Annotated in this window: 16 protein-coding genes; 12 read left to right on the plus strand and 4 right to left on the minus strand. The window is 74.6% G+C overall.

Features of this window, described 5'->3' with window-relative positions; translation table 11 throughout:
* The first annotated feature begins 5 nt into the window (after positions 1 to 5).
* The 5 genes from AC6I72_RS06920 (at position 6) to AC6I72_RS06940 (ending at position 4,844) form a co-directional block, all read left to right on the plus strand.
* Positions 6 to 986: a slipin family protein gene (locus tag AC6I72_RS06920; RefSeq protein ID WP_497999984.1), complete on the plus strand. Its 981-nt coding sequence runs from the start codon at positions 6 to 8 to the stop codon at positions 984 to 986.
* Positions 987 to 1,057: 71 nt separating this feature from the next.
* Positions 1,058 to 2,662, plus strand: a complete 1,605-nt coding sequence (locus AC6I72_RS06925; protein WP_497999985.1) for an FAD-dependent oxidoreductase — start codon at positions 1,058 to 1,060, stop codon at positions 2,660 to 2,662.
* Between the two features lie 93 nt (positions 2,663 to 2,755).
* Positions 2,756 to 3,640: a polysaccharide deacetylase family protein gene (locus AC6I72_RS06930; RefSeq protein ID WP_497999986.1), complete on the plus strand. Its 885-nt coding sequence runs from the start codon at positions 2,756 to 2,758 to the stop codon at positions 3,638 to 3,640.
* 129 nt (positions 3,641 to 3,769) lie between these two features.
* A complete protein-coding gene (locus AC6I72_RS06935; protein WP_497999987.1) occupies positions 3,770 to 4,000 on the plus strand; it encodes a hypothetical protein in 231 nt (76 codons plus the stop codon).
* Between the two features lie 100 nt (positions 4,001 to 4,100).
* Positions 4,101 to 4,844, plus strand: coding sequence for an aminoacyl-tRNA hydrolase (locus AC6I72_RS06940; RefSeq protein ID WP_498004614.1), 744 nt, complete (start codon positions 4,101 to 4,103; stop codon positions 4,842 to 4,844).
* 49 nt (positions 4,845 to 4,893) lie between these two features.
* Here the strand turns inward: AC6I72_RS06940 and AC6I72_RS06945 are convergent, their stop codons facing one another.
* Entirely contained in the window at positions 4,894 to 5,244 is a 351-nt protein-coding gene (locus tag AC6I72_RS06945) for an antibiotic biosynthesis monooxygenase family protein (RefSeq protein ID WP_497999988.1), read from the minus strand.
* 304 nt (positions 5,245 to 5,548) lie between these two features.
* Between AC6I72_RS06945 and AC6I72_RS06950 the strand changes: the two genes are divergently transcribed.
* The 3 genes from AC6I72_RS06950 to AC6I72_RS06960 all read left to right on the plus strand — a co-directional run bounded on the left by AC6I72_RS06950 (position 5,549) and on the right by AC6I72_RS06960 (position 10,055).
* Positions 5,549 to 7,036 (plus strand): MbnB/TglH/ChrH family RiPP precursor modification enzyme, encoded by a 1,488-nt coding sequence (locus AC6I72_RS06950; protein ID WP_497999989.1) that lies wholly within the window; start codon positions 5,549 to 5,551, stop codon positions 7,034 to 7,036.
* Positions 7,037 to 7,313: 277 nt separating this feature from the next.
* The gene (locus AC6I72_RS06955) at positions 7,314 to 8,099 is read left to right on the plus strand and encodes a TIGR04222 domain-containing membrane protein (RefSeq protein ID WP_497999990.1); all 786 of its coding nucleotides are present in this window, start codon (positions 7,314 to 7,316) and stop codon (positions 8,097 to 8,099) included.
* A gap of 273 nt (positions 8,100 to 8,372) precedes the next feature.
* The gene (locus AC6I72_RS06960; RefSeq protein WP_497999991.1) at positions 8,373 to 10,055 is read left to right on the plus strand and encodes an alpha/beta hydrolase; all 1,683 of its coding nucleotides are present in this window, start codon (positions 8,373 to 8,375) and stop codon (positions 10,053 to 10,055) included.
* 112 nt (positions 10,056 to 10,167) lie between these two features.
* On the opposite strand, the gene hemQ is transcribed toward AC6I72_RS06960, so the two are convergent.
* Both hemQ and hemG read right to left on the minus strand, forming a co-directional pair.
* Positions 10,168 to 10,899 (minus strand): hydrogen peroxide-dependent heme synthase, encoded by a 732-nt coding sequence (gene hemQ, locus AC6I72_RS06965; protein WP_037858528.1) that lies wholly within the window; start codon positions 10,897 to 10,899, stop codon positions 10,168 to 10,170.
* 4 nt (positions 10,900 to 10,903) lie between these two features.
* Positions 10,904 to 12,367: a protoporphyrinogen oxidase gene (hemG, locus tag AC6I72_RS06970; protein ID WP_497999992.1), complete on the minus strand. Its 1,464-nt coding sequence runs from the start codon at positions 12,365 to 12,367 to the stop codon at positions 10,904 to 10,906.
* A 173-nt stretch (positions 12,368 to 12,540) separates the two neighbouring features.
* Between hemG and AC6I72_RS06975 the strand changes: the two genes are divergently transcribed.
* From AC6I72_RS06975 to AC6I72_RS06990, 4 genes are all read left to right on the plus strand, one after another.
* Positions 12,541 to 13,635: a DUF4349 domain-containing protein gene (locus tag AC6I72_RS06975; protein WP_497999993.1), complete on the plus strand. Its 1,095-nt coding sequence runs from the start codon at positions 12,541 to 12,543 to the stop codon at positions 13,633 to 13,635.
* A gap of 82 nt (positions 13,636 to 13,717) precedes the next feature.
* Positions 13,718 to 15,157 carry an FAD-dependent oxidoreductase gene (locus AC6I72_RS06980; protein ID WP_498004615.1) on the plus strand — a complete coding sequence of 480 codons (1,440 nt, stop codon included), beginning with the start codon at positions 13,718 to 13,720 and terminating at the stop codon, positions 15,155 to 15,157.
* 91 nt (positions 15,158 to 15,248) lie between these two features.
* Entirely contained in the window at positions 15,249 to 16,067 is an 819-nt protein-coding gene (locus AC6I72_RS06985) for a rhomboid family intramembrane serine protease (RefSeq protein ID WP_497999994.1), read from the plus strand.
* 210 nt (positions 16,068 to 16,277) lie between these two features.
* The gene (locus AC6I72_RS06990; RefSeq protein ID WP_497999995.1) at positions 16,278 to 18,653 is read left to right on the plus strand and encodes a glycosyl hydrolase family 18 protein; all 2,376 of its coding nucleotides are present in this window, start codon (positions 16,278 to 16,280) and stop codon (positions 18,651 to 18,653) included.
* A 92-nt stretch (positions 18,654 to 18,745) separates the two neighbouring features.
* Here the strand turns inward: AC6I72_RS06990 and hemE are convergent, their stop codons facing one another.
* Positions 18,746 to 19,816, minus strand: coding sequence for a uroporphyrinogen decarboxylase (gene hemE, locus AC6I72_RS06995; protein WP_497999996.1), 1,071 nt, complete (start codon positions 19,814 to 19,816; stop codon positions 18,746 to 18,748).
* Between the last annotated feature and the right edge of the window lie 101 nt (positions 19,817 to 19,917).

Raw genomic sequence — 19,917 nt, forward strand, 5'->3', positions numbered from 1 at the left:
TCATCATGTTTCAGGACGTACTGACCGCCGTAATCGCCGCGGGCTGCGCCGGTCTCGTGTACCTCGCGGCGGCGGCGCGGGTCGTCAAGCAGTACGAACGCGGGGTGGTGCTGCGGCTCGGGCGGTTCGCCGGAGGTCCGCGCCCGCCCGGCTTCACCATGATCGTTCCCTTCGTGGACCGGCTCTACAAGGTGAACATGCAGATCGTCACGCTGCCGATCCCGGCCCAGGAGGGCATCACCCGCGACAACGTGACCGTGCGCGTGGACGCCGTCGTCTACTTCAAGGTGGTCGACCCGGCCAACGCCGTCATCCAGGTCGAGGACTACCGGTTCGCGGTGTCGCAGATGGCGCAGACCTCTCTGCGCTCGATCATCGGCAAGAGCGATCTGGACGACCTGCTGTCCAACCGCGAGAAGCTCAACCAGGGCCTGGAGCTGATGATCGACAGCCCGGCCATCGGGTGGGGCGTGCAGATCGACCGGGTGGAGATCAAGGACGTCTCCCTGCCGGACACGATGAAGCGCTCCATGGCCCGGCAGGCGGAGGCCGACCGGGAGCGGCGGGCGAGGATCATCAACGCCGACGCGGAACTCCAGGCGTCGAAGAAGCTCGCCGAGGCCGCCCAGCAGATGGCCGACACGCCCGCGGCGCTGCAACTGCGGCTCCTGCAGACGGTGACGGCGGTGGCCACGGAGAAGAACTCGACCCTCGTCCTGCCCTTCCCCGTCGAACTGCTGCGCTTCCTGGAGAGGGCGGCCCAGCAGCAGACACCCGGGCAGGCACCCGCGCCCGCTCCGCCCCCACCGGCCGGGCCGCCGAAGCCCCTCGGCAACGGCACGGCACCGGTCCCGGACCTGCCCGGTGCCCCGCTCGACGCGGCTTCCGCGACACCCGGCACCGCTTCGGTGACACCCGACGCCGCTTCCGTGACGCCGGTCCGGGCCGCCGCGGACGCCGTCTCCGCGTCCGGGGCCGAACCCTGACCGGTCCGCCGGTGTCCCGCGCGCCCCCCTCACCTGAGATCAGGCCGCCCGCGACGGGGTACCCGGCGGCCATGAGCGAACATCAGCAGGGCCGGGAGCGGCAGGAGCGGCGGCACGGACGGCGCCGCGTCACCGGTTCGTACTGGGTCGAGACGGCACCGGGGCCCGAGCGCCCCGCGCTGACCGAGGACCTGGACGTCGACGTCGTCGTGATCGGCGCGGGCATGGCCGGGCTGAGCACGGCCTACGAGCTGACGCGGGCGGGGCTGGGCGTGGCGGTGCTGGAGGCGCGGCGGGTCGCGGCGGGCGTGACCGGGCACACCACCGCCAAGCTGACGGCGCTGCACACCCTCGTCTACGACAAGCTGCGCCGCACCCGCGACGCGCAGGCGGCCCGTCTGTACGCCCGTTCGCAGTGCGAGGCACTGGAGCACGCCTGGGAACTGGTGGACGAACTGGGCATCGAGTGCGAGTGGGAGACCCGCAGCGCCTACACCTACGTACGCGATCCGGGCCGGGTGGAGGAGGTGCGTGCCGAGGCGGAGGCGGCCCGGGACGCGGGGCTGCCGGCGTCGTTCGTGACGGAGACCGGGCTGCCGTTCCCGGTGGCGGGCGCGGTGCGGGTGGCCGGGCAGGCGCAGTTCCATCCGCGCAAGTACCTGCTGGCCCTGACGGCCGACCTGGTGGCGCGCGGCGGGCAGGTGTTCGAGAACACCGTCGTGCGGGGCCTGACCGAGGGCGAGCCGTGCCGGGTGACGACCGCGACGGGCGCCACCGTCCGGGCCCGGCACGTCGTGGTCGCCACGCACTACCCGATCTTCGACCGGGCGCTGCTGTTCGCCCGGCTCTCCCCCCGCCGGGAACTGGTCGTGGCCGGGCCAGTCGACGCCGCCGAGGACCCCGACGGCATGTACATCACCCCGGAGGAGAACACCCGTTCGGTACGGACCGCGCCGTACCGCGCATACGAGGCCGAGGGGAGCACCACCGACGAGGACGGCAACGGGGAGAGCGGCCGGCGGCTGCTGGTGGTGACCGGGGAGCACTTCACGCCCGGCACCGGCGACACCCCGGCCCGCTTCGACCGGCTGACGGAGTGGGCGGGCGAGCACTTCCCGGGGGCGGAGCTGCGGCACTCCTGGGCCACCCAGGACATCGACCCCACCGACACCGTGGCGATGGTCGGCCCGCTGCACCAGGCCGCCCGCAACACCTACGTGGCGACCGGCTTCGGCGGCTGGGGCCTGAGCGGCGGCATCATGGCGGGGCAGCTGCTCACCGCGCTGATCACCGGACGGGACTGCCCGTGGCAGGAGCTGTACGACCCCCGCCGGCTGCGGACGGCCGTACGGGAGGCCCCGACGTTCCTGAAGAACCAGGCCGAGGTCGCGCGGCACTTCGTGGGCGACCGGCTGCGCTCCACGCCGCCGGTGGACGCCATCGCGCCGGGCGAGGGCGCGGTGGTCCGCAGCGGTCTCGACCACCTGGCCGTGTACCGGGACGACGGGGGCGACCTGCACACGCTCTCCGCCCGGTGCACGCACCTCGGCTGCCTGGTCGCCTTCGACTCCGCCGAGCACGCCTGGGAGTGCCCGTGCCACGGCTCGCGTTTCGACACCGAGGGCAACGTGCTCCAGGGCCCGGCGACCCAGCCGCTGGAACGCCGCGAACGGTGAGCACGGGGCTGCGCCCCGCGGGTGGCGTCCGGCCGGGTGACCGCACGGCCCCGCCGCCGCTCATATGATCACAGACCGCCCTACGTTCGTCAGGTGATCCCACTTGTACGACGTATTACCGGTCTCGCCGCGACCTGTGCCCTGAGCGTCGCCCTGGCCTCGCTCGCCGCGTGCGGCACCACGCGGGCCACCCACGCCGCTCACCCCGTCTCCCCCACCTCCCCCTCCACCCCCGCCACGCCGTCCGCGACCGCACCGTCCAAGCCGCCCAGGCTCACTCCCGGGCCCGGCGGGCTGACCCCCGTGTTCACCAACGGCCCGCGCGACCAGGGCAGGACGGTCGCGTTCACCTTCGACGCCGACATGACCGCCGACGAGGGCCGCCGCGCTGCGTCGGGCGAGCACTTCGACAACCCGCAGCTCATCGCCACGCTCCGGGCCCTCAAGGTGCCGGCCACGGTGTTCATGACGGGCAAGTGGGCGGAGACGTACCCGGACGAGGCGCGCTCCATCGGCACGGACCCCGGGTTCGAACTCGCCAACCACTCCTACAGCCACTACGCGTTCACCGGTGACTGCTACGGCCTGCCGACCGTCTCCCCGGACCAGGTCCGCTCGGACGTGGAACGCGCGTACACGGCCTTCGCCAAGGCCGGCGTGCCGCATCCGATGCCGTACCTGCGGTTCCCCGGCGGCTGCTACGACACCCAGGTGCTGCGCACCCTCGCACCCCTCGGCGTCACCGCGGTCCAGTGGGACGTGGTGAGCGGGGACGCGTTCGCCACGGACGCGGACGCCGTGGCCCGCCAGGTCCTGGCCGGCGTGAAGCCGGGCTCGGTCGTGGTCATGCACTGCACCCGCAGCGCCGCCCCCACGACCGAGCGCGTGGTGCGCGCCGTCGTGCCGGAGCTGCGCAAGAAGGGGTACCGCTTCGTGAAGGTGTCCGAGATGATCGGCGCCTCGACGGGCCACTCCTGACCAGCGCGCCCGGCCCGGGCGGCCGCCCCTGCGCGCCGCCCCGCACCGGCCGTGCCCGCCCCTCCGGCGGGCCTGCTGCCCGGCTGCCCGGCCGGCCCGGACCCGGCAAGGGCGCCCTACGCTGGACGCATGAGCGAGGACGCCAGGAACGACGACGACAGGGACGGCCGCGACAAGGACGGCCGCGACGGCGGTTACTGCCTGATCGACGCGACCCGGCCGCCCCGGGCCGACGGGCCGCCGTACGCCGAGTGCGTACTGTGCCGGGAGCCGACCGAGTACCCGGAGTCGTACAAGGGGATCACCCTCTGCCCCGTCTGCGAGTGGCAGGAGGCGCAGCGCACGGCCTGCTCGGGATGACCTCCGCGCGGTGAGCACGGCTCAGGACGGCGGCCGGTCCCGTGCGGCCGTGGCCCTCTCGCGCGGGGGCCGTCCGCCCGTGTGCGCCGTGGTTGGCACACTGGGGGGCGTGACGTACGAGACCTCCGCCGAAACCTCCGCTGCCGAGAGCCCCTTCCGCACCGAGCCCACCGCGCGGGACCTGGCCCCGCAGTTCGTGCTGCCGCTGGTCGTCCGCATCGAGCGGGCCGCCCCGCCCGCCCGTACCGACGCGCTGGAGACGGCCGCCCGCGCGGTGCTGGTGCTGCTGGACGACGAGCGTTCGCTCGGCGACGGTGTGTGGGCGGGGCGGGTGCGGGACTGGCAGGACGCCCGGATCCGCAAGGTGGTGCGGCGGGCGCGCGGCGCGGAGTGGCGGCGGGCCGGGGCGCTGGAGGGCATCACGGTCACCGGGGCGAGTGCGGAGGTACGGGTCTTCCCGCCCGTCCCGCTGGACGGCTGGCCCAAGGACCTGGCGAAGCTCCAGGTCTCCGGCACCGACCTCGACGACCCGGAACCGCCCGCCCCGCCCGCGCCGGACGTCCCGGTGCTCTGGTTCAACCCCGGTCTGGAGATGTCCGCGGGCAAGGCGATGGCCCAGGCCGGTCACGGTGCGCAGCTCGCCTGGTGGGACCTCGCCGACGAGCAGCGCGCCGCCTGGCGCGACGCCGGTTTCCCGCTCCGCGTGCGCACCGCGGCCCCCGCGCAGTGGCAGCGCCTCACGGACAGCGGACTGCCGGTGGTGCGCGACGCGGGCTTCACCGAGATCGCTCCCGGTTCGTGCACGGTGGTCGCCGACCACCCGGCACTGCGGCAGGGCTCCTAGGGGGTGTCGCGGGACGCCGGACGGCAGGCGTGGGACGACAGCCGCCGTGTCACACGTCGATCCGCTCGAAGATGTGCGGGTAGGACACGATGTCGTCGGGGAACTCGGCCGCCACCCGCTGGAACTCCGGACTGCCGAACGCCCTGGCCAGCGCCTCGGTCGACTCCCACACCGCCACGTTCATCATGAGCCGGCTCCCGCCCGTTCCCCGGTGCATCTGCAGCGAGACGAATCCCGGCTGGGCCTTCATGAACTCCGCCTGCCTCCGGAAGAGAGACAGGAACTCCTCCGCCCTCTCCTCGGGAACGAAGAAGGTGTTGGCCAGGACGACGGGCCCCGTCCTCTCCTTGAACTGCGCGAACATCGGCGTCATCGGGTCCAGGCTCTCCAGCTTCGCCATCTTCGGTACTCCCTCTCGCTTCTCTCCGGAACCATTCCATCGTCCCGGCGCGAGCGGGCCCTGAAGTCAGCCGCAGCTCCTGTTCCGACGGGCGACTCCGGTCGCAGTACGTGACGCCACGTCAGACCTGGGGATGACACCGGCCCCGCCCGGGAAGCCGCGACGCGGGCGAACCCTCAATTCTTGCTCTGAAGACGCGCGCGGTGCGGTTCCCCGCCGCCCGACGGGGCCATACCCTCTTCACCCGCGCCGCGCGCGGGCGTCCGGTGACAGGGGGCGAAAGGACCAGGGGGGCGCAGGACTCATGGAACGACTGGGGACGGGGATCGGCTGGCGGCCGGAGATCGCGGACGCCGTGGAGGGCATGCCGGGGATCGACTGGGTCGAAGTAGTGGCCGAGAACGTGTGCCCCGGCCATCCGCCCGCCTCGCTGCGGCGGCTGCGCGAGCGCGGGGTGACCGTCGTGCCGCACGGGGTGTCCCTCGGTCTCGGCGGCGCCGAACGGCCCGACGAGGGACGTCTGCGGGCACTGGCCGAGCGGGCGGAGGCGCTCGGCTCGCCGCTGGTGACCGAGCACATCGCCTTCGTGCGGGCGGGCGGCCCGCTGACCGCGTCGGACCGTATCGAGGCGGGCCACCTGCTGCCGGTGCCCCGTACGCGCGAGGCCCTGGACGTGCTGTGCGAGAACGTCCGCATCGCCCAGCGGGCCCTGCCCGTGCCGCTCGCCGTGGAGAACATCGCCGCGCTGCTGGCGTGGCCCGGTGAGGAACTGACCGAGGGGCAGTTCCTGTACGAACTGGCCGACCGTACGGGCGTACGCCTGCTGATCGACGTGGCCAACCTGCACACCAACCACGTCAACCAGGGCGAGGATCCGGCGCGGGCGCTGGCCGAGCTGCCGCTGGAGGCCCTGGCGTACGTCCATGTCGCGGGCGGGTTCGAACGGGACGGCGTCTGGCACGACAGCCACGCGCACCCGGTCCCCGGACCGGTGCTCGACATCCTGACGGACCTCGCCTCCCGGGTGTCCCCGCCGGGCGTGCTGCTGGAGCGCGACGAGAACTTTCCCGAGGCGGACACCCTGGGCGGCGAACTGGAGGCCATCCGGAAGGCGGTGGCGCGGGGACGCGGGGACGCCGCGGAGCGCGCCACCGCCGCCGCGTCGGGGGGCGCGCGCACCACGCCGCGCCGGCCTGCCGTCGTCGGAGGAACGGGGCTCGCCGGAAGCCGGGGCCGCTTGAGCGGAGGCCCGGACGGAAGCCATGAGCCCGCGCGCGGGAGCGCGGACGGGAGCCAGGAGCACGCCGAGGGGAGCCGTGAGCACGCGCGCGGGAGTGCGGACGGGCGTGGCGGCGAGCCGGCTGCGGCCGTCGCGGAGCCGGTCCGGCAGCGGCTCGCGCTCGCGCAGACTGCGCTCCTGTCGGCGCTCGTCGCCGGGACGCCCGCCCCGGAGGGCTTCGACCGGGGGCGGCTCGCGGTGCAGGCCCGTGCACTCGCGTCGAAGCGGGCCGGTGTGGTGGCCAAGGTGGCGCCCGAGCTGCCGGTCATCCTCGGCACCGGATACCGTGCCGCCTTCCTCGCGTACGCGCAGGAGTATCCGATGCGCGGGGGCTACCGCCTGGACGCGCTGGCGTTCGCCGAGTCCCTGCTGCTCGCCGGGCAGCCGCAGGATGCGGGCGCCCGCCGGGACCTGCGGGAGTGGTGGCTGGAGCGGTCGGGGCCCGCGCCGCGCTCCCGCCGGCCGGTGGTCCGCGCGGCCCGGGCGGCGCGCCGCATGCTGCTGCGGCGCTGAGACGGAAAGACCCGCGCCCCCGCACGCGGCCGGTGCGCACCGTCCGGCACCTCGTCCTGTGGGCGGTGCCGCGGGCGGCCGTGCCCGGCTGACGGACCGTCGGAGCCGCTACGGGCGCGCCGGCCCGCGCGCTGCCCCCCGTCGAGTCCGGCCCCCCGGACGCCCGATGCGACGCACTGACCTCGGAAAACAAACGGAACGTCACATACAGGCCACACCTGGTCCGGGATGTGAAAAGGGCATGGAGTTTCCCGGATCCCTGACATAGAAATTTGTCATGCTCTGGCTCCTTCTCCTCCTGCCGGCCTGGGCGGCCGCCGGGACGGCGTGCACGCGGCTGTGCCTGGCCGCCGTGCGGGCGGCGGCCGCCGACACCCCCGACGCGGCCGTGGGCCTGGACCGGGAGCTGACCCTGTACGAGACGGCGTTCCTGTCCGGCGGTCCCGCGCGGGTCGTCGACGTCACCCTGGTCTCCATGGCCCGCCAGCGCCGGCTGCTGCTCGCGCACACCGGCTGGGCCACCGTCGTCGATCCGCGCGGGCGCGACGAGATGGAACGGTCCGTCATAGGAGCCATCGGCCCCGAAGGGCAGTCCCGCATCGCTCCCGTGCGGTCCGCCGCGGCCTGCGCGGACCCGGTGCGCAGCCTGGCCGACCGCCTGGTCGACGCCGGCCTGGCCGTCCCGGAGGGGACGGGTTCGGCGGTCGCGGCCGGAATGCGCCAGGTGCGGGCCGCCGCGCTGGCCGTGACCGCGCTGGCGGTGGCGGCGCTGCTGCTGCCCGGCCCGACCGGGATGCCGCGCGGTCTGGTCGCCCTCTGGTTCGCGCTGCCGCTGGCCCTCACCCTGGGCTGTCTGGCGATAGCCCGCGTCGAGATCCACCCGTACTCGCGCTGGGCGTCCCCGGCCGGCCAGCGGCTGCTCGGCACGCTGGCCCGGCGCGTACGCGGCGGGGACGACGAACGCACCGGCCTCGCCTCCGTCGCCGTGCGCGGCGTCCGCGCGATCGGCGAACCGGACCTGCGCGCCGCATTCGCCCACCGCGACCAGCCCGGGCGGGAGTAGCCCCGCCGGGCAGGACCGTGCCCAAGGCCGGCCCGGCAGGAGCGCGCCCGCGGCCGTCCCGGCCCGGCAGAAGCCCGCCCGCGCGCCGTCCCGGCCCGGCAGGGCGCGCGGCCGGCCCGGGGGCGCATCGGGCGCATCCGTGCCGACATCCGCCATCCGGTGCTTGCCTTCGTCCCCGGGCGGACGAAACATCCCTTGTGCCGCCGCCGGGCGCGGCCTGGTCACCGGAGCGCGGCGAAGGCGAAGCCGCCGTGCGCCGAAGGGACGACACCGATGAGAGCAGCCGCCGTGTGGACGGTCGCCGGGTCCTTGCTCCTGACCGCCCTCGCCGCCGCACCCTCCGGCGGCGTGCCGCAGACCGGCGGCGCACCGCGGGGCGGGCCGTGGCCGGCCGGCGGGGCGGACGAGCTGCGCGGCACCGTCGTGGCCGCCGCGCGCGCCCGGCTGACCGGCATCGCCTTCGGCCCGTGCCCGGACGCACGGGAGACGCCGGGGTCCATGGAGTGCGGCACCGTGTCCGTGCCGCTCGACTACGCCCGGCCCGACGGCACGCAGATCCGGCTCACCGTCAGCCGGGTGCGGGCCGCCGGAGGGGGTCCGCGCTCCGCAGCCGGTGCGCCCGCGGTGCCGCGGCAGGGCGCCCTCGTGTTCAACCCGGGCGGACCGGGCGGCGACGGCACGTCCTTCCCGCTGGTCGCCCTGCTGCCCGAGTGGAAGCGGGTCGCCGCCGCCTACGACCTCGTCGGCTACGCCCCGCGCGGGGTGGGCCGTTCGGCGCCGCTGTCCTGCGTGGACCCCGGGAACTTCTTCAGGGCGCCGAGCGCGGCCCCTGAGCATCCCTCGGCGGCGTACAAGAGGAAGCGCGTCGCCGAGGCGCGGGCCTACGCCCGCGGGTGCGCCCGGCGTTCCGGCCCCGGTCTGCGCTTCTACACCTCGCTCGACAACGCCCGTGACCTGGAGGTGCTGCGCGCGGCGCTCGGCGAGGACCGGTTGACGTTCATGGGCGCCTCCTACGGCACCTACTTCGGCGCGCTGTACGCGACGCTGTTCCCCGCGCATGTGCGCCGGATGGTCTTCGACTCGGCCGTGAACCCCGACCCGTCGCTGGTGTGGTACGGCGACAACCTCGCCCAGTCGGCCGCGTTCGAGACCCGCTGGGCGGACTTCAGGGCGTGGGTGGCCCGGCACGACGACGTGTACGGGCTGGGCCCCACGGCGCGGGCGGTGCGGGCCGCCTACGAGAAGGCGCGCGCACGCCTGGCCGCGCGGCCGGCGGGCGGCACGGTGGGCCCCGGGCAGCTGCAGGGCGCGTTCCTGAACGCCGGGTACGACGACGGCTTCTGGCCGGTGGCCGCCGATGCCCTGGCCGCCTATCTGAGGGGCGACGAGAAGCCGCTGGTCGCGCTGGCCGCGCCGTACCGGGCGGGGGCGGTCGAGGCGGAGAACAGTGCCGCGGTGTACACGGCCGTGGAGTGCAACGACGCGCCCTGGCCGACCGACTTCCGGGTCTGGGACCGGGACAACACGCGGCTGGCCCGCACCGCGCCGTTCGAGACGTGGGGCAATGTGTGGGCGAACCTGCCGTGCGCCTACTGGCCGGTGCCCCGGCAGCGGCCCCTGGACGTGCGGACCACGCCGGGCGTGCTGCCGCCCACGCTGGTCCTGGCCGCCGAGCGGGACGCGGCCACGCCGTACGGCGGCGCGCTGGAACTGCACCGGCGGCTGGCGGGTTCCACGCTGGTGACGGAGCGGGGCGCGGGCACGCACGGTCTCGCCTACGGCCCGAACCGGTGCGTCAACGCGTACCTGGACGCCTACCTGCTCCAGGGGCGGCTGCCGGGCCGGACCGCGGACTGCGCCGCACGTCCCGAGCCGCGGCCGGGCCGGCCGACCTTCCAGGAGACCCGCGGCCGGGAACTGCGGGACGCCCTGAAGGGCAAGGGCGACCGGCCCTGAAAGACAGGGACGGCCGGTGGTGAGAGGCGGGAGGGCCGGCCCGCGCGGGCGACGACGGCCGGCCGCGGACCTCGCGGGCGGCCGGCCGTCGGCCCGGACGTGAGCGGAAGCGTCAGGCGAGCCCGGCGACCAGGTCCGCCACGTCCTTGCGGCGGCCGGTGAAGAACGGCACCTCCTCGCGGACGTGCCTGCGGGCCTCCGAGCCGCGCAGGTGACGCATCAGGTCGACGATGCGGTACAGCTCGTCGGCCTCGAAGGCGAGGACCCACTCGTAGTCGCCGAGCGAGAAGGAGGCGACGGTGTTCGCCCGCACGTCCGGGTAGCCGCGGGCCATCTTGCCGTGGTCGGCGAGCATGCGCCGGCGGTCCTCGTCGGGCAGCAGGTACCAGTCGTAGGAGCGTACGAACGGGTAGACGCTGATGTAGTTGCGCGGCGTCTCGTCGGCGAGGAACGCCGGGATGTGCGAGCGGTTGAACTCGGCGGGACGGTGCAGCGCCATGTTCGACCACACCGGCTCCAGCGCGCGGCCCAGCTCGGTGCGGCGGAAGAGGTTGTACGCCTCCTGGAGCTGGTCGCTGGTCTCGGCGTGCCACCAGATCATGATGTCGGCGTCCGCGCGCAGGCCCGAGACGTCGTACGTGCCGCGGACCGTCACGTCCTTGGCGGCGAGCTGGTCGAACAGTTCCTGGACCTCGTCGGCGTAGCCCGCGCGGTCCTCGGGGAGCACGTCCTTCAGCTTGAAGACGGACCACAGCGTGTAACGGATGACCTCGTTGAGGTCCTTGGCCAGCTTGCCCTTGTTCGGGATCCTGCCGGAGTCGGTGGTGGAGGCGTCGTCACTCATGGGGCTATTCTCCCGCTCCGCCGTGCAGACTCTGCACCGGGTGGGCGGTGAGTTCCTGCACAGCGCGCAGGTCGCCCGCCAGCTGGTCCACCGCGGCGTACGCGCTCGCCACGCACGCGGGGATGCCCACGCCGTCGTACACCGCGCCGCACACCGCGAGGCCCGGCAGCGCGGCGACGTGGGCGCGGACGCGGGCCACGCGCGCGTGGTGGCCGACGGGGTACTGGGGCAGACCGTCGGTCCAGCGGGTGACGCGGGTCCGCAGCGGCACGGCGTCCAGGCCGGTGGCCTCGCGCAGGTCGTGCCGGGACAGACCGACCAGCTCGGCGTCCTCGCGCTGGAGGATCTCCGTCTCGCCGTACCGCCCGACGGAGGTGCGCAGCACCAGCACGTCCGGATCCTCGTCGGCGATCCAGCCCCACTTTCCGGAGGCGAAGGTCGACGCCTTGATGGTGCGCCCGTCGACCGGCGGCACGAGGAAGCCGCTGCCCTCGGGCAGGGCGGCGTCGGCGCGGCGGTAGGCGAGGGTGATCAGGGCCATGGAGGCGTACTCGACGGCCCGCAGCTCCGCGGCCGCGCCGGGGGCCTCGGCGTCCAGCAGCCCGGCGGCGGCGGGCGCGGGCGCGGCGAGGACCACCGCGTCCGCGTGCAGGACGCGGCCCGCCGCGACCACACGCCAGCCGCCCTGCGGCCGCCTGCGCAGCTCCGTCACCGGACAGCCGGTGCGGATCTCGCCGCCGCGCGCCCGTACCGACTCGGCGACCGCGAGGGGCAGGCTGCCGACGCCGCCCCGGATGCCCATGAAGACGGGTCCCGTCCGGCCGCCGCGCTGGGCGTCGGCCGCGGCGGCCTGGATCCCGCGGACCGCCTCGGTCAGGGAGGTGTGCCGCCGCGCGGCCTCGAAGAGCTGGGGGACCGCCGAGCGCATCGAGATGCGGTACGCGTCGCCCGCGTAGACACCGCCGAGCAGCGGTTCGACCAGGCGGTCGACGACCTCGCGGCCCAGGCGGGCCGCCACGTACTCCCCCACCGCCACGTCGTCGCCGACCTCGGTGCGGGGCAGGTCGGCGTCGCGCTCGACGCGGGCCAGGCCCTCGGCGGAGAGCACTCCGGCGAGCGCGGCGGCGGTGCCGGGGACGCCCATCACATGGCCCTTGGGCATCGGGCGCAGGGTCCCGCGCGTCCACAGGGAGGCGCCGGCGGTCGCGGGCGGCTCCAGCCGGTCCGCGAGGCCGACCTCGCGCGCCAGGTCCACGGCCTCGGGCCGGCGGGCCAGCATCGACTCGGCGCCCAGGTCGACCCGGACGCCCGCGATCTCGCCGGGCAGCAGCTTGCCGCCGACCCGGTCCGCCGCCTCCAGCACGGTCACCCGCGCGCCGCGCTCCAGCAGCCGGTGCGCGGCGGCCAGCCCCGCGATCCCGCCTCCGATGACGACGACCTGCCCCGTGCCCGTACCCGTTGCGCTCATGTCCCCCACTCTCTCAGACCCCGCTGACACCCCCTCCCGGCACTCCCGCCGGGACCCGGTGTCCCGGGCGAGTCCTGACCGTGATCGCATCGGAACCCGATTCCGGCAACGCCCCGCGCGCCCCGCGAGTCGAAGAGGCGTCAGAGGTCAACACGGCCCAGGGGGTACGCGTCATGCGCGCACGGTGTTCTGTTCGACGTCCGGTCCCATCCACGCCGGCCCTCGCCGGGCTGCTGCTCGCGGCGGCGCTCGCGCTCGCCGGATGCGGCGGCGCCGGGGACTCCGGCGGCAGCGCGTCCGACAAGGCCGCGGGCAGCGGGGCGCAGCGGGGCGCCCCCGCCACGGGGAACGGCGGCAGCGGGTACGGCGGCAGCGGCACCGCGTCCGGCGCGAGGGCCACCGCGGCGCCGAAGGTCATGGCGAGTCACATCGTGCGCACCGCCTCGGTGACCGTGGAGGTCGAGGACGTGGGGAAGGCTCTCGCCGCCGCCCGCGCGGCGGCCGTCGAGGCGGGCGGTTACGTCGGCGACGAGAACACCAGCCGTGACGCGGAGGGCCACGAGCGGACCCGGGTCGTGCTGCGCGTGCCCTCCGGGAGGTACGACGAGGTCCTCGCCGGCCTGGAGGGCACCGGCCGGCTCGTGGAACGTTCCGCCAAGGCCGAGGACGTCACCGGCCAGGTCGTCGACGTCGACAGCCGCATCAGGTCGCAGCGGGCCAGCGTGGCCCGGGTCCGCGGCCTGATGGACAAGGCCGGCAGCATCGGTGACGTGGTCGCCCTGGAGAGCGAACTGAGCCGCCGCGAGGCCGACCTGGAGGCGCTGCTCGCCCAGCAGGCGTCGCTGAAGGACCGTACGAGCCTGGCCACCATCACGCTGTCGCTGTCCGTGACGCCCGCGCCGGGGACGAAGGCCGCCGACGACGGCGGTCCGGGTTTCCTCGACGCCCTGGCGGGCGGCTGGCACGTGTTCGTGACCGTGGTCCGCTGGATCGCCCTGGCGCTCGGCGCGGTCCTGCCGTTCGCCGCCGCGGCCGCGCTCCTGACCGTGGCGTGGCTGCGTCTCGTACGCCCCCGGCTCCCGCGCCGCGCCGCCCCCGGCGCGGCGGCGATGACCGCGCTGGGACCGCTCGGACCGGTCGGGCCCGCGGCCGGAACCGGAACCCGAACAGGTAGCGGCACCGCACCAGACACCGGCACCGGAACCGGCACCACAACAGGAACAGGAACCGGAAGCTCCGGTGAGGCGCCCGGCGGCGGCTCCCGCTGAGGCGGGCCGCCCCGGGAGTCCGGCCGCGGGACCGGGCGGTCCCGGCTCCGGTCCCGGCCGGCCGTAGCGTGTCCGCATGACCATGAGCAACAGCACCAGCGGCGGCACCGGCACGGACACGGACGGAGAGCGCCGGGCACGGGGCGGGCGGGAACGGCTGGTCGTGATCGGCGGGGACGCCGCGGGAATGTCCGCGGCGTCCCAGGCGCGCCGGCTGCGCGGGCCCGGCGAGCTGGAGATCGTGGCGTTCGAACGCGGCCACTTCAGCTCGTACTCGGCCTGCGGGATCCCCTACTGGGTGGGCGGCGACGTCAGCGACCGGGACCGGCTGATCGCCCGCAGCCCCGAGGAGCACCGCGCCCGGGACATCGACCTGCGGCTGCGCACCGAGGTCACCGAGATCGACGTGGCCGCGGGCCGCGTCCGCGCGCGGGACGTCGATTCCGGGGCGGAATCCTGGACGTCGTACGACAAGCTCGTGATCGCCACCGGGGCCCGCCCGGTGCGCCCGGAGCTGCCCGGCATCGACGCGCCCGGCGTGTACGGCGTGCAGACGCTGGACGACGGCGAGGAGCTGCTCGCCGGCATGGCACGCGCGCGTGGCCGCCGGGCCGTGGTGGTCGGCGCCGGCTACATCGGCGTGGAGATGGCCGAGGCCCTGATCAAACGCGGGTACGAGGTGACGGTCGTCAACCGCGGCCAGGAGCCGATGTCCACCCTGGACCCGGACATGGGCCGGCTGGTGCACGAGGCCATGACGGGCCTGGGGATCACCATGGCCGGCGGCACCGAGGTGACCCGGGTGCTGACCGGGCCGCGGGGCCGGGTGCGGGCCGTGGCCGCCGGCGACGCCGAGTACCCGGCGGACGTGGTCGTGCTGGGCATCGGTGTGCGCCCCGAGACGTCCCTCGCGCACGCGGCCGGGCTCCCGCTCGGGGCGCACGGCGGCCTGCTCACGGACCGCGCGATGCGGGTGCGCGGTCACGAGAACATCTGGGCGGGCGGCGACTGCGTCGAGGTCCTCGACCTGGTGTCCGGCCAGCAGCGCCACGTCCCGCTGGGCACCCACGCCAACAAGCAGGGCCAGGTCATCGGCACCAACGCCGGCGGCGGTTACGCGACCTTCCCCGGCGTGGTCGGCACGGCGGTGAGCAAGGTGTGCGACCTGGAGATCGCGCGGACCGGGCTGCGGGAGCGGGACGCCCGGCGGGCCGGGCTCCGCTTCGAGGCGGTCACCGTCGAGTCGACGAGCCGGGCGGGCTACTACCCGGGCGCCTCGCCCATGACGGTGAAGATGCTCGCCGAGCACCGCACCGGCCGGCTCCTGGGTGTCCAGATCGTCGGCCGGGAGGGCGCGGCCAAACGCGTGGACATCGCGGCGGTCGCGCTCACGGCGGGGCTGACGGTGGAGCAGATGACCGCCCTCGACCTGGGCTACGCGCCGCCGTTCTCACCGGTGTGGGACCCGGTCCTGGTGGCGGCCCGCAAGGCGGCGGCCCGGGTCGACGCCACGCGGGGGTAGCGTCTGCGGCGGGCCGGGCGGGGGACGCGGGGCGCGTCCCCCGCGCGGGGGGACACCGGTTCGCCCCGCGCATCCCGGGCACTACTCCTGTGTGGTGATCCCCGTCCATGACGTGAACCCGGTGCGGCGCACCCCCTGGGTGACGTACGCCCTGATCGTCGCGAACGTCGTCGTGTTCCTGGCCACGCCCGGCATCTCCGGCTCCCTGACCGGGAGCAGCACCCTGGCCCAGCTGTGCCACGGGCAGGCCTTCACGGAGCACTGGGCGCTCGTCCCGCGCGAGCTGATCCACCACCGCATGCCGTCCCTGGTGCCGACGGGCGCGGTGGGCGTGGGGGCGCAGGGACCGGGCTGTGTGCTGGGGCCGCCGGCGTACGCCAAGTCCCCCGTGCTGTCGGTGCTCACCGCGATGTTCCTGCACGGCAGCTGGCTGCACCTGCTGGGGAACATGCTGTTCCTGTTCATCTTCGGCAACAACGTCGAGGACCGGATGGGGCACCTGCGCTTCACCCTGTTCTACGTCGTCTGCGGCTACGCGGCCGGGTACGGCTTCTCGTTGCTGGACGCGGACTCGGGCCAGCCGCTGATCGGCGCGTCGGGGGCGATCGCCGGGGTCCTCGGCGCCTATCTGGTGCTGTATCCGAGGGCCCGGGTCTGGGTCCTCGTACCGTTCCTGATCTTCCTGCCGCTGCGCCTGCCGGCCTGGATCGTGCTCGGGTTCTGGTTCGTGCTCCAGGCTTTCTACTCCGCCGGGGAGGGCGTCTCCGGCGCGGGCACGGTGGCGTACACGGCCCATGTGGTCGGCTTCGTCGTGGGCCTGCTGATCGCGCTGCCGCTGCGCCCGGGCACCCCGCCCCCGCCGGAGCCGCGGGGTCTGCTGTTCGGCCGGCGGGCCCGCACGGGCTGGTGAGGCCCGCCCGGGCGCCCGCGGGCCCCGGGACGCCCGACCGGACCTGTTGACTCATTGGTCCAGACCTTCTACGTTGTGGGCGCCTGCCCGAAGCGGCACGGCCGTGCCCCGGCCCGCCCCGCGCACCGGCCTGCCTTCGTCCGGGCACACGCATGCGCACGCGCACGGTTCACCTCACCCCTGTACCACCCCACCATCACAGGGAGAGCCATGTTCCACAGGCGCAGACCACTTCCCGGAACAGGACCACGGCCCGGCGGACGGGCGCTGCCCGGCGCGGCGGCACCGCACGCACCCGGCGACCGCGGCGCCGCCCGGCTCCGGCGGCGGATCGCCGCCCTGGGGACCGCGCTGCTGCTGCCGGTCGCGGCGCTCACCGTCCTCGCCGCGCCCGCCCACGCGGCCGGCACCCTGACGGCGGCCTTCAGCACCCAGGACAACGGCTCCTGGTGGAAGGGGACGTACGTCGTCCGCAACAGCGGTACGGCGGCCGTCAGCGGCTGGACCCTGGAGTTCGACCTCCCGGCCGGGGTGTCCCTGACCGGGAACTACAACGGTGACGCGACCGTCTCCGGGCGCCATGTGACCGTGAAGAACGCCTTCTACAACGCGAACGTCCCGGCCGGCGGCAGCACCGAGCCGTACAGCTACTGGTTCACGGCGACCGGCACGGCTGCCGCGCCCACGGGCTGCACGGTCAACGGCGACAAGTGCGACGGCACCCCCGACGTCCCGCCGACCGCCCCCGGAACGCCGAAGGCGACCGCCGTCACCGCGCACTCGGTGGCCCTGAGCTGGGCCGCCGCCCAGCCCGGCGACCACACCGTGGCCTCCTACGAGGTGCTCAGCGGCACGGCCACCGTCGCGACCGCGACCGGCACCTCGGCGACGGTCACCGGCCTGACGCCCGCGACGGGCTACACGTTCACCGTGCGGGCCAAGGACACCCGCGGCAACACCGGACCGGCCAGCGCGCCGCTGACCGTCAGGACGGTCGATCCGTCGACCGACCCGACGCCGCCGACCGCGCCGGGCGGCCTGCGCGCCACCGGCAAGACCTCCTCCAGCGTCAGCCTGGCCTGGGACAGGTCCACCGACAACGTGGGCGTGGCCGCCTACGACGTCTACCGCGGCTCCACGGCGGTCAAGTCGGTCGGCGCGGACACCACCTCGGCCACGGTGGACGGGCTCTCCCCGGCCACCGCCTACACCTTCACCGTCAGGGCCCGCGACACCGCCGACAACCCGTCGTCCGCCTCCGACGCGGTGACCGTCACCACCGACGACGTGGCCGGGCAGGGCAAGCAGCTCAAGGTGGGCTACTTCGTGCAGTGGGGCATCTACGGACGCCAGTACTTCGTGAAGAACCTGGACACCTCCGGCGCCGCCGCCAAGCTGGACGTCGTCAACTACGCCTTCGAGAACCTGGACTCGAAGGACCTCACCTGCAAGGCGGGCGTGACCAAGGGCACCTCCACCGACCCCGAGGACCCCGACCAGGGCACCGACGCCGGCGACGCGGACGCCGACTACGCGCGGCCCATGTCCGCCGGCCAGTCGGTCGACGGGGTCGCCGACGACGGCTGGGGCAAACTGCGCGGCAACCTCAACCAGTTGAAGAAGCTCAAGGCCAAGTACCCGAAGCTGAAGGTCGTCGCCTCGATCGGCGGCTGGACGTACTCGAAGTTCTTCTCGGACGCCGCCGCCACGCAGGCCTCCCGGGAGAAGTTCGTCAAGTCCTGCATCGACGTGTGGATCAAGGGCAACCTGCCCGTCTACAACGGCGCGGGCGGCCCGGGCACCGCGGCCGGCATCTTCGACGGCTTCGACATCGACTGGGAGTGGCCGGGCTCGGAAGGCCACCCGGGCAACCACTACGGCGCCCAGGACAAGGACAACCTGACCGCGCTGCTCGCCGAGTTCCGCAAGCAGCTCGACGCGCTCGGCGGCGAGCACCGGCTGCTGACCGCGTTCACCCCGGCCGACCCGGCGAAGATCTCCGCCGGCTGGGACCTGAAGCGGATCTTCGACTCCCTCGACTACGCCGACGTGCAGGGCTACGACTTCCACGGCTCGGGCAGCGACAACTCCTGGGAGCCGAAGCGCACCGGTGACGCCTCCAACCTGTACACCGACGCCCAGGACCCCTACCCGTTCCACTTCAGCATCGAGACCGCGATCCGGGCGTACCTCGACGCGGGGGTCAACCCGCGCAAGCTGGTGGTGGGCTTCCCGTTCTACGGGCGCGGCTGGCAGGGCGTGAGCGACGGCGGCGCCGCCGGTGAGTGGCAGGACGCGAACGGCGCCGCCCCCGGCCAGTTCGACACCGAGGCCGGGGTCCGCGGCTACAACAACCTGATCACCGCCTTCCCGTCGATGACGGTCCACCACGACGAGCAGTCGGTGTCGACGTTCGGCTACACCGGCGCGAACGGCCAGTGGTGGTCCTTCGACGACGCATGGTCGATCGGGAAGAAGACCGCCTGGATCAAGTCCGAGGGGCTGCTGGGCGGGTTCGTCTGGGAGATGTCCGGCGACACACCGGACGGCCAGCTGCTGACCGCGCTGGACGGCGGTCTGAAGTAGCGCGGCGCGGCCCCGGCCCTGCCGGGCCGCGCACAGCTCCCGGGCGGGCGGCCGGCGGACCGCCCGCCCGGGTCACCTCCTGGCCGGACGCCTCAGCGGGCGGTGTGCGTGTGGACGTGGTCCACGAGCCGGGTCAGCGCGTCCGGGTCGGTGGACGGCATGACACCGTGGCCGAGGTTGAAGACGTGCCCCTCCAGCCCGGCGGCCGACTCCAGCACCTCGCGGGTCTTGGCCTCCACGGCCTCGCGGGAGGCGAACAGGACGGTCGGGTCCAGGTTGCCCTGGAGCGCCTTGCCCGGGCCGACCCGGCGGGCGGCCTCGTCCAGCGGGACGCGCCAGTCGACGCCGACGACGTCCGCGCCCGCCTGGCCCATCAGGCCCAGCAGCTCGCCGGTGCCGACGCCGAAGTGGAGGCGCGGGACGCCGTACCCGGCGACGGCCTCGAAGACCTTCGCGGAGGCGGGCAGCACCGAGCGGCGGTAGTCGGCGGGGGACAGGGCCCCGGCCCAGGAGTCGAAGAGCTGCACGGCGCTCGCGCCGGCCTCGATCTGCACCTTCAGGAAGGCGCCCGTGATGGCGGCGAGCCGGTCCAGCAGGTCGGCCCACAGCCCGGGGTCGCCGTACATCATCGCCTTGGCGTTCTCGTACGTGCGCGACGGGCCGCCCTCCACGAGGTAGCTCGCCAGGGTGAAGGGAGCCCCGGCGAAGCCGATCAGCGGCGTGCCGCCCAGCTCGCTCGTGAGCAGGCCGATCGCCTCGGTGACGTAGGAGACGTCCTCGGGGGTCAGGTCGCGCAGCCGGGCCAGGTCCTCGCGGGTGCGGAACGGACGCTCGACGACCGGGCCCACGCCCGGCTTGATGTCGAGGTCGACGCCGATGGCCTTCAGGGGGACGACGATGTCGCTGTAGTAGATCGCCGCGTCCACGCCGTGCCGCCGGACCGGCTGGAGGGTGATCTCGGTGACCAGCTCGGGCCGCGTGCAGGACTCCAGCATGCCGATGCCCTCGCGCACCTTGCGGTACTCCGGAAGGGAGCGCCCCGCCTGCCGCATGAACCACACGGGGGTGTGCGGCACCGGTTCGCGCCGGCACGCCCGGAGGAAGGCGGAGTCGTAGGGGGCCGTCGGCGGCCGGTGGCTGGCGGGCGTCTCGTTGGCACTCACGGGGGCAAGTCTCGCACGGCGCCGGGGGCGCGCAGGCCGCGGTGTGCGGCCCCCGGGCGGCGCTCCTGCCTGCGGCGGGGTGTCTTGCCCTGCACAAAGGC

The sequence above is a fragment of the Streptomyces sp. Xyl84 genome, from assembly GCF_059731885.1.

Coding starts and splice junctions, on each gene's coding strand:
- AC6I72_RS06920 (WP_497999984.1), top strand. CDS start 6: ATGTTTCAGGACGTACTGACCGCCGTAATCGCCGCGGGCTGCGCCGGT.
- AC6I72_RS06925 (WP_497999985.1), top strand. CDS start 1,058: ATGAGCGAACATCAGCAGGGCCGGGAGCGGCAGGAGCGGCGGCACGGA.
- AC6I72_RS06935 (WP_497999987.1), top strand. CDS start 3,770: ATGAGCGAGGACGCCAGGAACGACGACGACAGGGACGGCCGCGACAAG.
- AC6I72_RS06945 (WP_497999988.1), bottom strand. CDS start 5,244: ATGGCGAAGCTGGAGAGCCTGGACCCGATGACGCCGATGTTCGCGCAG.
- AC6I72_RS06950 (WP_497999989.1), top strand. CDS start 5,549: ATGGAACGACTGGGGACGGGGATCGGCTGGCGGCCGGAGATCGCGGAC.
- AC6I72_RS06955 (WP_497999990.1), top strand. CDS start 7,314: ATGCTCTGGCTCCTTCTCCTCCTGCCGGCCTGGGCGGCCGCCGGGACG.
- AC6I72_RS06960 (WP_497999991.1), top strand. CDS start 8,373: ATGAGAGCAGCCGCCGTGTGGACGGTCGCCGGGTCCTTGCTCCTGACC.
- hemQ (WP_037858528.1), bottom strand. CDS start 10,899: ATGAGTGACGACGCCTCCACCACCGACTCCGGCAGGATCCCGAACAAG.
- hemG (WP_497999992.1), bottom strand. CDS start 12,367: ATGAGCGCAACGGGTACGGGCACGGGGCAGGTCGTCGTCATCGGAGGC.
- AC6I72_RS06975 (WP_497999993.1), top strand. CDS start 12,541: ATGCGCGCACGGTGTTCTGTTCGACGTCCGGTCCCATCCACGCCGGCC.
- AC6I72_RS06980 (WP_498004615.1), top strand. CDS start 13,718: ATGAGCAACAGCACCAGCGGCGGCACCGGCACGGACACGGACGGAGAG.
- AC6I72_RS06990 (WP_497999995.1), top strand. CDS start 16,278: ATGTTCCACAGGCGCAGACCACTTCCCGGAACAGGACCACGGCCCGGC.